Source organism: Rhodococcus cercidiphylli (genome assembly GCF_033042225.1).
Lineage (GTDB): Bacteria > Actinomycetota > Actinomycetes > Mycobacteriales > Mycobacteriaceae > Rhodococcoides.
Window position 1 is genome coordinate 222,070 of record NZ_JAWLKE010000003.1, and the last position, 17,308, is coordinate 239,377.

Below are 17,308 nucleotides of genomic sequence, written 5' to 3' on the forward strand. Positions count from 1 at the left end.
CTCACCGTCCATGCACGTTCTAATTCGTCCGAAATCTAGATACTATCGACTTCAGATTTCCTGTATCTCTTCGCAAAATGAAAAACCAAACGTCACACACCTCTTGCACTATTAGTGTCCATGGGCGGAATCTGCGTACTATCGCGACTGTGCCGCGCGATTCAGAAGCAGAATTCGAGCGAGATCGGCCCGTGAGATCTCGTCGCACACCGGCTCGTCGGCGGCGGTGGCCGCGATGATGACCGTCCACGCGCTGCACGCGGGCGACGGCTACACCTACCTCACCCGCGAGGTCGCCAGCGCCGACATTCGCCTCGAACGCGGCCAAGACCTCACCGACTACTACGCCGCCGAAGGCACCGAACCGGGCATCTGGGGAGGGCGGGCCTCGGCCGAGCTCGGCGTGGCCGGGTACGTCCGCGAGGACCAGATGAAAGCCCTGTTCGGCGAAGGACTGCACCCCGAAGCCGAAGCGTTGATTGAGGCCGCGGTCCTCGACGGTGCGAAGGCGGATGCGGCGATCGAGAGAGTGCGGCTGGGCCGCAAGTTCGCGAGCTTCCGCAACGAGGTGCCGCTGATGAAACGCATCCGCGCCGAGATCGACAACGACCGCGCCGCCGGCGGAAAGTCGCTCACCGCCGAGCAGTGCCAGCAGATCCGCTATCGCGTCGGAGCAGACGAGTTCCACCGCGAAGTTGGCCGATCACCGGCCAGCGAAGCCGAACTCGTTCGCTACATCGCCTCGCAGCAACGGCGCGAACGTCAACCCGTCGCCGGCTATGACTGCGTTTTTACGCCACAGAAGTCGGTGTCGGTTCTTTGGGGCCTGGGCGACGACGACACCCGCGTTGCGATCGAGCGCGCACACAGCGCCGCGGTGACCGATGCCATCGGCTGGGTCGAGGACAACGCCTCCTACACCCGCGTCGGGAAAGCCGGTGTCGGACAGATCGAATCGACCGGCCTGATGTACACCCGGTTCGATCACCGAGACAACCGCAACGGTGACCCGAACCTGCACACCCACGTCGCGATCTCCACCAAAGTGCAAGGCGTCGACGGCAAATGGCGCAGCCTGGATGGCCGCGTGCTGCACAAGCTCGCCGTCGCCGCATCCGAGCGCTACAACACCCTCATCGAGGAGTACGTCACCCGCGAGCTCGGCACTGTGTTCGCCGACCGACCGGGCACCGGAATCAACAAGCGCGCCGTCCGAGAAATCGAGGGCATCCCCACCGCATTGCTCAGCGAGTTCTCCCGCCGCGACGCCATCGAGTCACGACTGGAAAAGCTCGTCTCGGAATACCGCAGGACCCACGGCAAAGACCCCTCGACCGCGATGCAGATGCGCCTCGCCGACCAAGCGACCCTGGAGACCCGCAACGAGAAAGCACCACCGAAATCGCTCGGTGCCCAACGCGTGGAATGGCGTGAACGAGCGCTCGACGTCGTCGGCCGCCGCGCCCTGAACTCAGCCTTGAAGAAGAGCATCGGGAACACGATCACCGTTACCGATGCCGCTGCGATCGACCACCGCGAGATCGCGCGCACCGCAGTCGCACGCATCGCACAGCAGCGCTCGAGCTGGAACCGCTGGCACATCCAAGCCGAAGTCCAACGACAACTACGGCCACTCGTGTTTGCCACCGCGGCCGAGCGTGACGCGGTCGCCGAGAAGGTCACCGAAGCCGCGCTCGGCGCAGAGTCCATCCGGTTGACCCGGCAGGTCGACGCGACACCCAAGGCCCTGCAGCGCAGTGACGGGGCGTCGATTCTGACCGTGCACGGCAACGAGACCTACACCAGCGCAGCGATCCTCGCCGCTGAACACCGCCTCGTCGGTGCCGCCCACACCCCGACCGCGGTCATGGCACCTGCGCACGCCTACACCGCGGCCCTTGCCGCGCACACCCAACGCAAAGGCTGGGATCTCGGCGCGGACAAGAAGGCACTTGTCGAGCACTTCCTGTTCTCGGGTGCGCTGCTGGCTGCCGGTGTCGGTCCGGCCGGCACCGGCAAGACCACCGCCATGCGCGTCGTCGTCGATGCGTGGCGCAGTACCGGATACGACGTGATCGCCCTCGGACCGTCCGCGAAAGCTGCCGACGTCCTGGGCACCGAGCTGGGTGTCACCGGCCGCACCATCGACGACGTGCTCACCCGATACGAGAACGAACTCGATACCGGCATCACCCCGGGGGCGATGATTCTCGTCGACGAAGCAGGCATGGCGTCGACACAAAATTTGGACCGGCTGACTCACATCGCCGCCGAGCACGGCGCAGTGGTCCGGCTACTCGGTGACCCGCAGCAGCTCGCGGCCGTCGATACGGGCGGCGCACTGCGACTGGTCGCCCGATCGAGCGCTGCACCGGAGCTGGTCGACGTCCACCGTTTCCGCGACAAGGAAGAGGCCGAGATCTCCTTGCGACTGCGCGACGGCGACACCTCCGTCGCCGCCTGGTACGCCGCGAAAGACCGCGTGCAGCACGGCATGGCCGACGACCTCGCCGAGAAAGTCTTCACCGCCTGGGCGGAGACCTCGAAGACCGAGACGACGTCGCTGATGATCGCCAACAGCAACCACGCCGTCCGCGACCTCAACGACCGTGCCCGCACCGATCGACTCGCCAAGGGACTGGTCAAGAATGGCGGCAACGACCTGTCCGACGGACTGCGCGCCAGCGCAGGAGATCTGATCGTCACCCGCCACAACGACACGAGCCTGCGCGTCACCGGTACCAGGGGCGAACGAGTCTGCAACGGCGACTTGTGGACGGTCAAGACTGCGCACCGCGACGGATCGTTGACCGTGCGCCACCTCGAACACGGCGGGCGGATCCGGCTGCCGGCCGACTACGTCAAGGAGTATTGCGAACTCGGTTATGCCGCCACCATCCACCGGTCGCAAGGCATGACCGTCGACCAGGTTCATGTCCTCGTCGACGACACCATGAAACGCCAAGCACTCTACGTCGCTCTCACGCGCGGCCGCGAGAGAAGCCAGCTGTACGTGCCTATCGACCGGATCGTCGACCCGCACCTGATTCACGTGCATCCGGACAAGAAGATCGCTGACGAAGTCGTGCGGACCATCATCGGCCGCGACGGCTCGGACGTCTCGGCGACCGAACAGCAACGCGACGCCGCCGTCGCGCACCTCAAGCTCGACTACAACGTCGGCGGATACGAGTACGCGGGAGAGCTCATCGACGCGCACCGCATCGAGGCCATCGTGCGCGAGAACATGGGTCCGGAGTTGGCGAACACGATGATCGGCGAAGCCGAATGGGACACCTTCGTCCACCAGTACCGCCGCGCCGAGCAGCTCGGCCTCGACGCAGCCCCCACCCTCGTCGCCGCGCGCTCGGAGCGCGAACTCGCCAGCGCCGACTCCGTCTCCGCAGTGATGCACTGGCGACTCGAGAAGCACATCGAGAACGGTGCGGACGAGATGCACGCGTGGGCGCAGAGCATCGAACCGACGCTGCGCACCCAGTTCGGTGAGCACGCCGAGACGATCCTCGGCGACGACGGGGCGTGGCCCGACCTCGCCGCCCATTTGCGCAGTGCCGAACGCGCCGGCAAAGACCCCCACGCCGCGATCGTGGAACTGCGGCGCGGTGTCACCGACCCCGACCCGAGTGCAGCGGATCTCCTCGACGACGCCGAACGGCGCTGGCCCCTCGGCCGAGAAGCACGCGACCACAGTGCCCCGAGCTGGGTGCTGCCGCCGATGCAGGATCGCGAGGGAATCGACCCCGAACTCGTCGCCTGGAGCCGCCGCCGATACACCGAGATCGCCGAACGCACCCGCGAGCTCGCACAGCACGCCGTCGACGAACAACCTGCCTGGACCCGCCACCTCGGCGAGGTTCCCGACTCCGGCGGTGCCCGACTGCGCTGGCAGATCACCGCCGGTCAAGTCGGTGCTTACCGCGAACAATTCGGCATCGACACCGACCGCACGCTCATCGGAGACCGACCTGACCACGGCGAAGCGGCCCGCGCGTGGGATCAGGTCAACGCCCGCATAGAAACACTCGCCGCCCCCGGGGCAAAATCTGCGACAGCCGATTCGGTTGTGGCCACCGACCACGCAAGACGAGAGGCTAGCCAGCAGCGCGCAGCCGAACAGCGCAACATCGCTGCAGAGCGCAGCGCCGAACGTCGCGAGCAGCTACGCCGACATCAAACTGGACAGCCGGGACCAAGTAATCGTCGCAGACGTCTTTAGAAGAATTTGTGCTTAAACGTCACGCCTACGGGCATCTCCGAGAGGTCTGATGCGACTCTGCCGAGAATGCTCGTATTCTGATAAGCGTTGCTGAACTTCAACGCACGCTGAGTGTCGGTACCTCGCGACGACTTAGGTCCAGTAAGGTCCGACTGTGTCCATGACCCAGCTGCCGATACCTGACAAGATCGACGGAACCGAATGGCAGCGACTCTGTTTCCGGATGCTCCGCCAACACCACGGGGTCAAGCTTGTCGAGGTTCCCGACCGGGTAGGTGGCGATGCTGGACTTGATGCGTTCACGACCGATGGCATCGTCTACCAAAGTTACGCTCCGGAAGAGCCTTTGACTCAGAAGCAGCGGTACGAGAAGCAACGGGCGAAAATGACCACAGATGTCGGAAAGTTTATAACGAACCGTGCAAAAATAGAGAAACTTTTTGCCGAAAATGTAAACGTAAAACATTGGGTTCTCCTGGTTCCGAGGATTGATGATCGAAAGATCATTGAACACGCAATTGCATCGCAAACCTCACGGCTGCGCGCGGAAGCGTTGCCGTACGCTTCAGCGGACATCGTGGTCACCGCAGAAACTGCCGACTCATATGCTGACTCCTATTTAGCGGTGGTGAGTAACCGCCTCGCAGAGCTAAAGCTCCCGCCGCCGCGAAACGCAGATTTCTCGAAGATTGCGTCGGCCGATTTCGAAAAGATGACCAAAAAACTCGACAAAGTTCCCGAAGTTTCCCAGAACAAGGCCTACCGCGATCGCTTGCTGAACAAATTGATGACATCGTATCTCGCTTCGCGAGATCAACGGTCTTGGATGGCCGACCATCTAAGCGAGCTCGATAGCGATCTAGAGGACCAACTGAGTGAGTTGGAATTGATAATGGAGAGTGAATATCCACTTCAAGGTGACGCTCCGGGTGCGTTGTTGAGTAGGGTCATGGCAGAGGCAAGAGAGCGTGTTACCGCCGTGGCACCCTCCATGAAGCCGCTTGATCGAGCGAACATTGCTCAAGGGCAGGTAGCGGATTGGCTGATGCGGTGCCCCCTCGATTTCTTCGATTCGGACGTCGTGTGATGGCTCTGAGCGAAGAGCGTGGACAACTCGACGCGATAGAAGACACACGGGTGTCCTTTGTTCGCCAGCCGAAGGCGTTGCCGGCCACCCGACGAATGTCATTCAGGCTGGCTGTATTAGTGCTGGTTCTTTCTCGATTTCGTAACAACTCAGCGTCGCTCTCCAGCGCTCATCTATTTCTCTGGTCTCTTCGATCAAGCCGAACTAGGCAGATGCTATTGTCCTGGTGGTCTGGTGCGCGCTCAGCTGGCTCGGCTACATCTCGATTGGACTCTCAACTACCGATCACTCTCAACGTTGCCGTTGCGAACGGCCTGGTGGCAGTAAAATCAAGCACCGGCAGAATTTCTCTTACCAACGCTGGGCTTGAACTTGCTTCGGCGATCAATGAGCAGCCTGAATTAATGCTTGCGGAGAAGCAGTACCTATCTCAGTTCCTCCGACTGAGTGATGCCGAGATAACCCGAAGGCTGGGCGTTTTTGTATGAGAATCTACATTAAAGCCGTGCGTGTCAATGTTCGGACTGAAACGCAAACTCTTGCCAGGACCTTGCTGTTCGATGTAGGCCTGAATGTGGTTAGGGGAAATAATTCGGCTGGCAAGTCCCAGGTGCTCCAAGCTATTGTGTGGGCGCTTGGAGTCGAAGCGATATTCGGACCGCCACGACTGAAGGCCTCTCAATTGGGCAGCGCATTTTCCGATGAAGTGATACTCAGGGATGACACGGTTGCACCAGTAGTCGAGTCGTATTGTGCCGTCGAAATTGAAAATTCAGATGGTCGGGTACTAACTGTTCAACGTTTCGTTAAACATGATTCTATAGGCCGTGATCTCATACGGGTTTGGGACGTTGCTGGTTTGTCCTCGGCAAGTAGCGTGTTAGGCGCGCCTACTGATTATTTTGTGAACCGAAAAGGTTCTGCCAAAGGCGAATTCGGCTTTGCTAGGCTTTTGGCGGAGTTCTTGGGATGGAATTTGCCCAATGTTCCCAGGTACACAGGCGGCGAACCAGTTCTTTTGTACGTTGAACTGCTATTTCCATTCTTCTATGCGGATCAACGAGATTGGTCAGAACCTGGGCCTCGTCGCGTCAGTCACTTGATGATCAGAGAACCATCTCGCCGAGCAGCAGAGTTCCTGCTTGGCTTGGCTGGACCGCGGGCGCAAGCGGAGAAGGATCGGTTGACGAGCCGCATGTCCCGGCTGAAGGGCTTATGGACAGAGAATGTTACTGCCGTATTGGTCGAGGCCGGTGCAATTGGTGCTCGGATTGTTGGAGTGCCACAACTGCCTGCTGGAATGCGCGATTCCTCCGTTGTGCCGAGCGATTTATCCGGTGTCGGACTGCGCATCTATCAAGGTGGTGAATGGAAGAAGTACTCGGAGGTTGTCTCAGATATTAGGAACGAACTTAGTGCTTTGCAGGATGATGAGCAGCCATCAGCGGAGTCCCCGGTCGCTCTAAAAGACGAGCCCCAGGTCGCTCTACAAGACGAGCTGCACGAGGAGGAAGACCGACTTGCCTCAACACTTGCAGCAGCTTCTGTGATTGACGCGAATCTTTCGCTCGAAGAGGCTCAGCTTGCGGCCTTGGATAGGCGTATCGCAGCGTTTGAGGAGGAAAGTGCACGCCACGACGACCTTAGGACCTTGCAGCGTCTCGGTAGCGCAAACGCGTCGAGCCATCTAGCTGACCACGATTGTCCCACCTGCCGGCAGTCACTGGCGTCAGTTGAGGCGGCTGAATTGGGTCCAATCTTGGATATTGATGCGTCCGCTAAAATTGTGAAAGCGCAACTCTCAACGCTGAAATCTATGAGAACCCAATCGATCGAGGCGGTTCAACAAGCTGGAAACGTCTTCCGGGCGCTGCAGAGCGAGGCGGATACGCTACGTTCAGGGATACGTGCACTCCGTTCTGATCTTGAATCGCCCGCTGGCTATCCAAGTGAATCCAATATTACCGCTCGAATTACTGGCGAGTTACGATTACAGCAATTAGGCAGAATTCAAACGGATGTTGATACGAGAATTGAAACGCTAAGAGAGATCGCAACTGAGGCTGCGCAAGTTCGTGCAGACCTACAAGCGCTTCCGGACAACTTGAAAGACGATGACGCAGAAATAGTTGACAGGGTGGTGTCCAGCATGCAGGAGCAGCTGGAAGCCTTTGGATTTCGCAGTTACTCGGCTCAAAAGGTGGGCATAGACGAGGAAACTCTAAGGCCAGTTCGGCATGGGTTCGACCTTGAGTCAGATGTGAGCGCGAGCGACGTCGTTAGAGTTAAAATTGCGTACCTGAATGCTGTTCGAGAGGTTGGAACTTCTATCAACTCGCCCCATCCTGGTTTGTTACTGCTGGATGAACCCCGGCAGCACGAGCTAGACGAGGAAAACTTTCGTTCCACTCTGAAGCGCTTGTCAACTAGCACGGTCGAACACGGCCAGGTAATTGTTACCAGCGCTGCAAGCGCCGATTCACTTAGCAGTCAATTGGGTACGGCCACAGCCAGGGTTGTGGATCTTGGCGAAGAACGTCTGCTAGTCCCAGACACGGCCTTGAGCCCGATCGACTTGTAAGTAAATGACTGCGGTCATGCCTGAACGTCTTAAGTGGTTGGACCTGAAACCCATGCGTTGAGTGTTCCATCAAAGTTCCAGACAGCATTCTCAAAGGCCAACGAGCCAGTCGGTTCGGCAGGGTCCAGAGGCTCGGCGAGACCGGAATCGATGGCCATGTCCATGTCGTCGGCGGGGATGGTGCGCACCTCTTCGGCCGCGGTGACGTCGACGACCGGTGCCTGCGGGGCCGGCGTGGCCGGTGCCGGTTCGGGGCGGGCGTCGACGTCGGCGTCGACGAACTCCTCGATGCCGGCGAGCGTGGCCGACGGCAACGGCCGGTGTGCGCACCGATCGTGGGTGCAACTGTCGAAGTCCGAGATGTCACGGATACGCGCTATGAGCGGCCGGAACCACTGCGTGTGCCAGGCGGTGAGGTCGTCCCGGTACTCGTCACCGCGATAGTAGGCATCGGTCCACGCCGCCATCAGAGCGCTGAGTTCCTCGACGACGGGATCGTGGCGGTACCAGCACGGCGGGATCTTGGTGCCGAGCTCGTAGCGCTCGCGCAGCCACGTGGTCCAGTCGATCAGCTCCGACCACAGGGCCCGCGCCTGCTCGGCATCGAGATAGCGCCAGGTGAACCGCGACGGCACCAACTCTTCCTGCTCGGCCCCCGGTGCGGTCACGACAGTGTCGTCCCGTCACTGACCTTGTCGAGCACCACCGCGCCGGACTGCACCTCGGTACGAGGCGCGGTGCCCGACGCCACGATCTCGTCGAACACCTGCTGCGATTGCAGCACCGCGGCGCGTGATTCCTTCTCGTCCCACACTGTCGGCAGGTGCACGAGGATCGGCGGCGCTGTCCGGTAGATGAGCAGGCCTTGGTCGGGGTCCATCTGGCGGATCTGCGCCGGCGACATCACCGGTACCTCTCGTAGCGTCGGACCGGACTGGGCGTTGCCGGAGGGCTGCCACTCGTATCGGTCGCCGAGCATCTTCGAGATCGCTTGCAGCTCGTCGCCTTTGAGGCCGGGCAGGATCAGGCGGGCGGGGGAGTTGTCGGCGAACATCTTGCCGGCGACCGCGCCCCAGCGGAGCTTGTTCTGCTCTTCGTTGTGGGCGTAGGCGTGGATGGTGATGCCTCGGCCGCCCGAGTCCGACATCAGATCCGGCAGGCCCGGGATCGGGGCGACGTTGTTGACTTCGTCGAGCTCGAATCGGATCGGGGGATCGAATCGGCCACCGGGCAGGGTCTGCGAATACCGGTCGGCGAGGTAGTGCACTTCGCTGGCCAGGGCCGCGATGAACGGTGCCGCAGAATTGTCCTTGCCCTTCGACACCAGATACAGCGTGTCCGCGCCGGATCGAATGAACTCGTCGATGTCGAACGACTCGCGCGTTGGGACATCGACAGCCTTGAGCAATGCGGGGGAGGCGAGCGGGGCGAGGAGTCTGCTGGCCGCGCCGATCATGTCGTCGGAGGAGTCCGATCCGGAGTCGAGGATCTGGCCGAGTTCGGCTTCCCAGCCGGGCATCGTCCGCATCAGGATCTCGCGTGGTTCGCGGCCTTTGCGCGAGTTCACCCATACGCGCAGCGTGGCCAGGTCCGCGCCGCTGATCGCGGCCGCGTGCAGGTAGCAGCGCAGCAGCACGACTGCTTTGTCTTCCCAGTAGCCGCCGTTCTTGGTGTCTCCCATCGGCATTGCCGACACCAGGCTCTGCGCGCGGCGGATCGCCACGTCCGGATCCTGGCATCCGGAGAGGATCGACCAGCGGATCGGGTCGGGCCATCCGGTGATGTTGTCCGGATCGAAGATCGACACCTGCCCGAGCGCGGCGCGGTGCTCGTACGTTGCCGACATCAGATCCACTTTCGTCGACGTCACGAGCAGGGTGCCAGGTGCGTCCATGCAGCGCCGATACGCCACGCGCCAAGTCTTACCCGAGCCGGTGACGCCCTCGACGAGCATGCAGTCGTTCTGCTTGATGTAGACGATCCGGTCGGGGTCGACCATGTTGCGGCCCAACGCGATTGCGACCTCGCTCGCGTCCAGCTTCGAGGCCCGCGTGCCCTTCAACGACGAACGGGTGGCGACGGCAGCGGTGCGAACACTCTTCTCGTCGATACCTGCCCGGGCGAGCTCACGTCGGCCGGCGAAACCACGTTGCGCCTGACCGCGGTGGTGCTGCCAGTCGTCGATCTCGGAGCTGATCCACAGGGCCACCGCGGTATACAGCGCACCGAGCACCAGAATGCACACCCAGGTCACCCACGCCGGACCCGGCTGCGCGGTCGCCGGCCACGCAGCCGCCGGGTCCGACGGGTTCGTGACCAACCCACGGAAGATCGAGAACAACTCACCGAGGCTGGTGGGCATCGCGATCACCGTGCCCGACACCAGCGAGGAGACCATGCCACCGCCGGCGACAGCGAACACCAGCCCCACGATCAGAGCGGCACCGACCCAGACCTCGGACGGAACGAACGGCTCGCTGGGCCTGCGGGGAGGGGATTGCATCGCACTCATCGAACTGTCCTGTCGTCGGTGGAAGGGACACGGCGGGAATAGCTTTCGAGCACATGCAGCTCGGCGGCGAGACCGACAGCGCAGTCCGCGTCGGCCACCGGGTCGAGGGCGCCGAGGTTGGCTCGTAGCTGCGTGATCCGGATGTACCGGGCCACCGCGTCGGCGTCGGTATCGGAAATTGGGTCGGGATGGGTGATCTCGTACCGCCCCTGTTCGGGGAGGTATGTCACGGTGGCCGGGCTTCGTCGACCACTGCGCTCGGTGATCGAGCGCGCGAGGTCGTGCGCGAGGCGGTGCGCTAGGTCCGGTGCCCATTGTCCGAGCAGCAGCGTCGAGTACGGCAGCGGGTCGGGCCGGGTCGAGAGCACGCGCACATCGACGCCGGCCTCCACTCCGACGCTGCCCTGCCACTGGATCGGCAGGGTGACCTCATCGACGGCGGCACGGAGGTAGCCCGGTGCCGGTATCCGCGCTGTGCGGACGCCGGCGCTGTAGATCGGGATGGCGGCGAGGGCGCAGGCGATCTCACCGGGGGTACCGGACACACAGACGTCGTCGTGTCCCTCGACAGCGATGGTGACGGTGATCCCGGGGACACCGGCGTCGAGGGCGGCGGCATGGCTGACGGCGAATCGTGCTGCGGCCGAGGGGGATAGGAACCGCCTCTCCCCGCTCGCGCAGGTGTCGTCGTACCCGATCGGGGCCGGCGAGCTCACGTACACGTCGATGGTGCGGGAACGCCGGGCCGCTGACGGTGAGGGCGATGAGGTGCTCACGCTGGCTTGACTCCTTTGACGGCGGCGTCGGTGTCGGTGAGGGCGATCTCCTGCGGGGAGCGGACGTGTTCCATCAGGATCGGATCGGACGAGCCGATCTTGACCAGGCATTCGCCCTGTCCCAGGCCCATGATGATGTCGATGGACCCGGGCGGCAGGTGATACATCTCCGCGGTCTCGCGGGCATCGTCGAAGCGTTCCTGCGCGAACAGGAACACAATTCCCGCTTCCTGCATGAGCGCCCGGGCGGGGGAATCGTGGGACATGTCCGAGGGGTGATGGAAGGCCGAGACGGTCGACAGACCCAGTCCGCGAGAGAGCTTCATGTTCGACCGGAACACCGCGCCGGTCGATCCTTCGGCGACGTGCCAGCCTTCCTCGACGATGAGGATGGTCTGCTTGGACACCGACGAGCGAGCAGCGAGCAGGTTCGCCAGCCAGGTGTTGATCACGGTCATCACCACCCGCAGCGCAGGCCCTTCGGTCGGCAGCGCGGAGACGTCGAAGTGAGCGAACGGATGCTCGAGCGCGGCCCGGACCTCCGGGGAGGTCTCTGCGTCGACGAGACCTTTGAGGTCCCGGTCGACCAGACGCAGCAGGGCCAAGCCCGGTTCGTAGCCCCATTCGAGGGAACGCTCGGACCAGCGGTCACCGAAGTACGTGCCGTCGGCGGTGGACGGCTCGACGAGGCGGCGGGCGAGATCCTTGAGCACCGGTGCGCGACCGGTCGCGGCGGCGTCGGCGTTGACCAGCTCCAACGCTCGGCCGACGGCGCTTTTCTCCGGGGTGGTCAGCGGGCGTTCCATCGTGTCGGCGAGGACGGCGAGCACGAGGGCTTCCTGACCGGCTGGGGTGACACCGTCGAGACCGCCGGCATGTTCACCGCCCGTCGTGATCGCCGGGTCGAGCAGGTTCAGTCTGGCGCCGCCGCCACCGGTTTTGAACCGGACCGATTCCACCTCGAGGGTGCGGGCGAAGATGGAGTACTCGCCCTCGCTGCCCTGGCGTTTCTTGTCGATGACCACCACCTGTCGGCCGAAGATGATCTGCCGCCACAGAAATGCGGTCTTGATCATCGAGGACTTGCCCTTGCCGATGTCCCCGACGACGCAGACGTTGATGTTGGAGATGTCGGTGCCGTAGAGCTCGAACGGATCGGTGATCACCAGATCCTGGGAGATCCGGTTCAGACCGGTCACCGCTCCCTGGTAGCGGGCACTGCGCCGGCTGATGGCCAGGTTCAGCGCTTCGGACTGCCTGGTCGTACTCCACGCGCCTTCGGAGCGGGGTTCGTACCAGCCGTAGCGGTCGAGAATCGCGAACCGCCGAGGTGGCTTACGTCGGGCGACCTTGGCGGGGATCGCCTCCGCGGCCTCGAGGACGGCGGTGTCGCCGCCGTGTCGTTCGCGATCGCGGCCGAGCAACCGCGGGCGTGCCGATCGAGCCGGCTGCTCGGTCGCGGCGGGTCGGGTGGAGGGGCCATGGGTGGTGTGTTGCGGCATCGAAATCTCCTGGGCTACGTGGTGTAGCGCGTCACGGCGAGACCGCGAGCGAAGGGAAGGGTGGTGAACAGGGCAACGTCGTGCGTGTCGTCCTGCCAGGTGATGGTTTTGATCGCTGATTCGTCGGCGGCTTCCTCCACGCGCATGCAGGCCCGCTCGAGGTCGTCTTCGTCGCGGCCGGTGACTGCCACCGCGAGCGAGTAGATGGTGCCGTGATGGCCCGAGCCCGGCATCAGATCGGTGCGTCGACGCCCGGACGCGGTGGCCATCACTTCGGCCGAGCCGTCGCCGATGATGCCTTTGCGTGCGGCACTTTCCTGCGATGCCCGGTCCTGGGTGAAGTCCTGACTGGCCGCTTCCCGGGCGACGGCGTCGGGCACGAAATCGACGCGGACACTGACGGTTCGGATCGTCGGGGACGGCGGGTTCTCGTCGTCGCCGATGTCGGGCGCGACCCCGGTCAGCAGCGGTGCGAGCCACAGCGGGCCCAGCGGAATGGGTTCGATGCTCGCCGGCGGGAGGAACCCGACACGGGTGTGCCAGCGCCGCGACACCACCACCGAGTCCTGGCCACCGACGTAGGAGGGCCAGCAGTTCGACCACCGCGCCCCTTGGTGGCGATCGAGTGGGTTCGACGGGTCGACGAACGCGCGGATCAGCGCGCAGGTGCGCTGCTCACCGAGGACCTGGACGCGGCCCATGCCGGCGGCGACGAGTTTGCTCACCGCGCGCATCGTCTCGTCGCGGATCACTTGGGCGACACCGCCTTCGAATCGGGCACCTTTCCCGCCTGCAGCCCGCGCGGCTTCGGCCTCGAAGTGGTCGGTCTGGGGGAATTTGAGCACCACGTACGCCCGGTGCTCTTCCGAGTGCGGCCGGATGGTGTCGATGAGGTCGCCGTAGGACTCCACCGGTGCCCGCAGACGCATGTCGCCGAGCTTTTCGACCTCCCGCTCGACCCAGTCCTCGTGCATGGTCAGATCCGCGGGAATGGAGCGGTGGATCAGCTGCACTCCGCGGATGAGCGAGGTCTTGCGGGCCATCGAGGAGCTGAACAGACCGAACTTCTCCGATGTCGTCGCCCAGGCCGCGTCGGTGCGCAGCCCCCCTGCCAGGCCCTGCACGGACAGTACGACCGTGTAATAGGCCCGCTCGCCGGGGTTCGCGGTGCGGACGATGAACATCTCGTCCAGGCCGGTGCCGGCGACGTCGAGCGGGGTGGTCCGCCCGAGCGGCACCGGATACTCCCAGCCGGGGTCGAGATCGGCTACCCCGTAGGCAGGGTCGTCGGCGTTGCGATAGACGTGCTCCCCGCGCCGCATCCGCGACCAGTTCCGCAACCGGTGCATCTGCCGCGCCGCCAGGGAAACGTCTCCGAATTCGTATGTCGAGGCGAACACCCCGAGGTAGAACACGGCCACGAGCCCGACGGTCATCGCGCCGCCACCGGCCGCGAAGTAGTACACGACGCCGATGATCAGAGCCGCGGTCCAGGTGATGAGCACCGGTGCCGAGATCCCGGTCATGCCGCGGCGCGCGATCTCACCGCCCAGGATGGAGGTTCTCTGCTCGCTGTCGTGCTCGACGGTCTCGGTCGACATCGCTTACCTGCCTTCGGCTTCGGACGGAGCGGACTCGGCACTGGATTTGGCTTTGTTCATCGCCGCCGCTGCGGACTGCGCGGCGATCGGCACCGCCGCTGCCCCGGCCGAGGCGACCGTCGCGGCCGATCCCGTCGCGAGCTTTCCGCCGAGTCGGCCGGCCATTCCCATGGTCGAGCGCTTCGGTGTCGACGTCCCGCCCTTGTCGGTGCCGCCGCTGTGGGCGGTCCCGGTGGTGTGGCCGGGGGTGGAGTTGGTCGACGGAGCCGAATGCGCGGATCGGGTGGCCTTGTCGACGCCCTCCCCGGACCGGGTCGAGCGCGGTGTCACGGTCGACCCGCCGCCGCCGCCGCCGCCTCCGCCTCCGCCTCCGCCGCTGCGGCTGCGGAACAGGGCCGAGCTGCCCACGCCGCCGATGACACCACCGGCGACGGAGCCACCACCGCCGCCGAATCCTTCGGAGTCGGCTTTGGTCGGCAGGATCGGTGCCCACTTGAGCATCGCCCACGGTGCCAGGCCGACGACGACCATCGAGGCCCCGACGAGCACCAGAGCCCCGAGCGAGGTCAGATCTCCCGAGCCGCCGCCGCCCGAGAGCAGAGCGTTGTTGGCCCCGGCGAGCACGATCGCGATGAGCAGGAACAGCATCGGCTTGCTGAGCACGATGCCAACGAACGTGAACAGTGGCCGCAGCGCTTTGGTCCGCCACGTCGGGTGCACCCACATGCCGTAGCCGATTCCGGCGACGCACGCGGTCAGCGGAAGCCCGATCTGGTGCATGAGCAGACCCAGGTAGACCGACATCGCGCCGAGCAGCAGGATGCCGAAGAAGACCAGGCCGACGATCGAGCCGCCGACGACGGTGTCCTTGTTCAGCGTGCCCATCGTGGCGTAGATGTTTTCCACCATCTCGGTGATCGTGGAGCCGCTGAAACTGGCGATGCCCTCGGTGAGCACTGTCGCGAACTCGATCAACAGTTGAGCCAGGGCCAAGGAGAACAGCATCATCACCACCCCGGCGGGCATGTAGCCGAAGACGTTGGCCACCAGCTCCGACGGCGAGCCCTTGTGCCGTGATCGCATGATCGCCAGCAGTACCGCCAGCGACATGACCATGATTCCCAGACCCGTCGATGCGGCGTAATAGGTCACGAACCACTGCTGGGTGGGATCGAAGTCGCCGGTCGAGGTCAACCCACGCAGCACGGCATCGGTGAGCGAGAGTGCCCCGCTCTTGGTGGCGTTGACCCAGTCGTCGATGACGGTGGTCGGATCGGTGACGAAGTCGACGACGTCGCTCGCTGCCCCCGAGATCCACGAGAACGCCTGCAGGTAGGCCTTGCCGAGCTTGTACTGCGGGGTGGCGGCGATGACCTTGCCGAGGGTGTCGTCCAGGCGTTCGGTGAACGAGGTGTTCTTGTCGATCCAGTTCGCGGTGCCGGCGAACAATCGCCCGATCGAGAGGTTCCAGTCCTGGCAGCGGCTGGCATCTGCCCGTTCGGCTTTCGAGCAGTCGACGAAGAACGCGTGCATGCAGTACTGGTCGCCCGAACCCTGCGAGCACGGGTCCGACCAGGCGGCGTCGGGCACCTTGTCGGCACCGGGCAGCGCCTTGATCGCGGTGAGCGAGTCCGCGTCCGGGCTCTGCGCCCAGGCGAAGCCCCACGTTCCCCATTCCTTGGTGCCCCACCGGACGAGGTCGGCGGCGCAGGTTCCCGTCGGTGGGTGAAAGCTGGTGTCTCCGGCCGGAAACACCGTCGGCAGAGCGTCGGCCGGTGGTTCGGTCCCGTCGGCGACGGCCTTGCGGGTGATCTCGGCCGTGGCCGTGGCCTGGGCCTGAGGGTCGGAGCCGACCGCGCCCGCACCGCCGAGCATGACGGCTTTGTTCTCGTCCGATGCCGTCCAGTACAGGAGCCGGTTTTCGTTCGTGAGTGCTTGGGAGATATAGGTTCCCAGGTCGCCGCCGTGGTCTGCGCAGTTCCCCGTGAACCAGGGCCCGCTCCGAAATTCCTCGGTGCCGCCGATGAATTTCTTGAGATCGTCCGGGAAGTGCGCGGGCAGCCTCGAGGCCGGTTGCTGGGCGGTGACCGCCCCCGGTACGGGAGCGGGAACGGCGGAAGGCTGGGCGAGCGCAACAGCGGATGATCCGAACAGAGCCACCAGTGCGGCGGTGACCGCGATGAGAACGAGACGGCGAATCATGTTCTCTCCTAGTCGATGTAGAAGGTGTAGTACCCGGCGGTCAGTTGACCGCCGAGCGCGGAATCAGCGGCCGGGTAGGACGCGTCTTCCGGGCGCGGGCCCTGGCGGTAGGACCAGTCCTTGGCCTTCCAGTCCCCGTCCTGCCAGACCAACGAGATGTCGGTGGTCGCCCACAGAGTGCTCACAGCGACGGTGCCGGTGTTGTTGATGTCGGACTGTGTGGTGGTCATCGACCACACCGAGATCTGCGCGGCGTCGGCGCTGAACGAGGACACGTGCACCGCGGCCGGCAGGGTGTTCATCACGTCGCTGCTCTCGTCGCGGTTGCTGCCGAGTTCGATCTCGCGGGCCAGTTCGGCACCGGGGTCGGCGGCGATCATCGTCGGGCGGACATCGTTCATGTCGATGCGGCCCTGGCTGGCCTGATCGAACGCTTGGAGCACGTTCACCGCGGCCGTCGATGCGCCTTGGGTGTCGCGGGTGTAGCCGCTGGGGACGCCGTTGTTGACGGTTGTGGGCCCGTGTACTGCGCGGATGGCATCGGAGCCACCGCCGCCGGAGTTGTCGGTGCTGCCCGACAGACCGACCACGATCACCGAGACGACGGCAAGGATCGCCAAGGCGACGGCCCCGAGAATGATCCAGCGTTTGGATCCGGACTTGCTGTCGGTCTGTCGATCACCGCCGACGTTCTCGGTGTTTGGGGAGCTGGGGGGTTCGGAGCCGACGTTGCGGTAGTCGATGGCCATGATGGGGTAACTCGTTTCTGCGGACGGTGCCCGCGTCGGGGAGGAGGAAGAGTGGTGGTCA

General features: G+C 64.0%; 10 protein-coding genes. 3 read left to right on the forward strand and 7 right to left on the reverse strand.

The window, feature by feature from the left end; translation table 11 throughout:
* Positions 1 to 235 precede the first annotated feature (235 nt).
* The 3 genes from mobF (at position 236) to R3P95_RS08190 (ending at position 7,905) form a co-directional block, all read left to right on the forward strand.
* Entirely contained in the window at positions 236 to 4,237 is a 4,002-nt protein-coding gene (gene mobF, locus R3P95_RS08180; protein WP_317547957.1) for a MobF family relaxase, read from the forward strand.
* A 160-nt stretch (positions 4,238 to 4,397) separates the two neighbouring features.
* Positions 4,398 to 5,324, forward strand: a complete 927-nt coding sequence (locus R3P95_RS08185; protein ID WP_317547958.1) for a hypothetical protein — start codon at positions 4,398 to 4,400, stop codon at positions 5,322 to 5,324.
* A 505-nt stretch (positions 5,325 to 5,829) separates the two neighbouring features.
* Positions 5,830 to 7,905: an ATP-binding protein gene (locus R3P95_RS08190; protein ID WP_317547959.1), complete on the forward strand. Its 2,076-nt coding sequence runs from the start codon at positions 5,830 to 5,832 to the stop codon at positions 7,903 to 7,905.
* Positions 7,906 to 7,934: 29 nt separating this feature from the next.
* Here the strand turns inward: R3P95_RS08190 and R3P95_RS08195 are convergent, their stop codons facing one another.
* Genes R3P95_RS08195 through R3P95_RS08225 form a run of 7 tightly spaced genes read right to left on the reverse strand, consistent with a single transcriptional unit; the run spans position 7,935 to position 17,247 of the window.
* Positions 7,935 to 8,573, reverse strand: coding sequence for a hypothetical protein (locus tag R3P95_RS08195; RefSeq protein ID WP_317547961.1), 639 nt, complete (start codon positions 8,571 to 8,573; stop codon positions 7,935 to 7,937).
* A complete protein-coding gene (locus R3P95_RS08200) occupies positions 8,570 to 10,417 on the reverse strand; it encodes a type IV secretory system conjugative DNA transfer family protein (protein ID WP_317547962.1) in 1,848 nt (615 codons plus the stop codon). The genes R3P95_RS08195 and R3P95_RS08200 overlap by 4 nt, the downstream gene beginning before the upstream one ends.
* On the reverse strand, positions 10,414 to 11,193 hold the full coding sequence (locus R3P95_RS08205; protein WP_317547963.1) for a methyltransferase: 780 nt from the start codon (positions 11,191 to 11,193) through the stop codon (positions 10,414 to 10,416). The genes R3P95_RS08200 and R3P95_RS08205 overlap by 4 nt, the downstream gene beginning before the upstream one ends.
* On the reverse strand, positions 11,190 to 12,695 hold the full coding sequence (locus R3P95_RS08210; protein WP_317547964.1) for an ATP-binding protein: 1,506 nt from the start codon (positions 12,693 to 12,695) through the stop codon (positions 11,190 to 11,192). The genes R3P95_RS08205 and R3P95_RS08210 overlap by 4 nt, the downstream gene beginning before the upstream one ends.
* A 14-nt stretch (positions 12,696 to 12,709) precedes the next feature.
* Positions 12,710 to 14,296 carry an SCO6880 family protein gene (locus R3P95_RS08215; RefSeq protein ID WP_317547965.1) on the reverse strand — a complete coding sequence of 529 codons (1,587 nt, stop codon included), beginning with the start codon at positions 14,294 to 14,296 and terminating at the stop codon, positions 12,710 to 12,712.
* Between the two features lie 3 nt (positions 14,297 to 14,299).
* Positions 14,300 to 16,498, reverse strand: a complete 2,199-nt coding sequence (locus R3P95_RS08220) for a hypothetical protein (protein ID WP_317547966.1) — start codon at positions 16,496 to 16,498, stop codon at positions 14,300 to 14,302.
* A gap of 8 nt (positions 16,499 to 16,506) precedes the next feature.
* Positions 16,507 to 17,247, reverse strand: a complete 741-nt coding sequence (locus tag R3P95_RS08225; protein ID WP_317547967.1) for a hypothetical protein — start codon at positions 17,245 to 17,247, stop codon at positions 16,507 to 16,509.
* Positions 17,248 to 17,308: the final 61 nt, after the last annotated feature.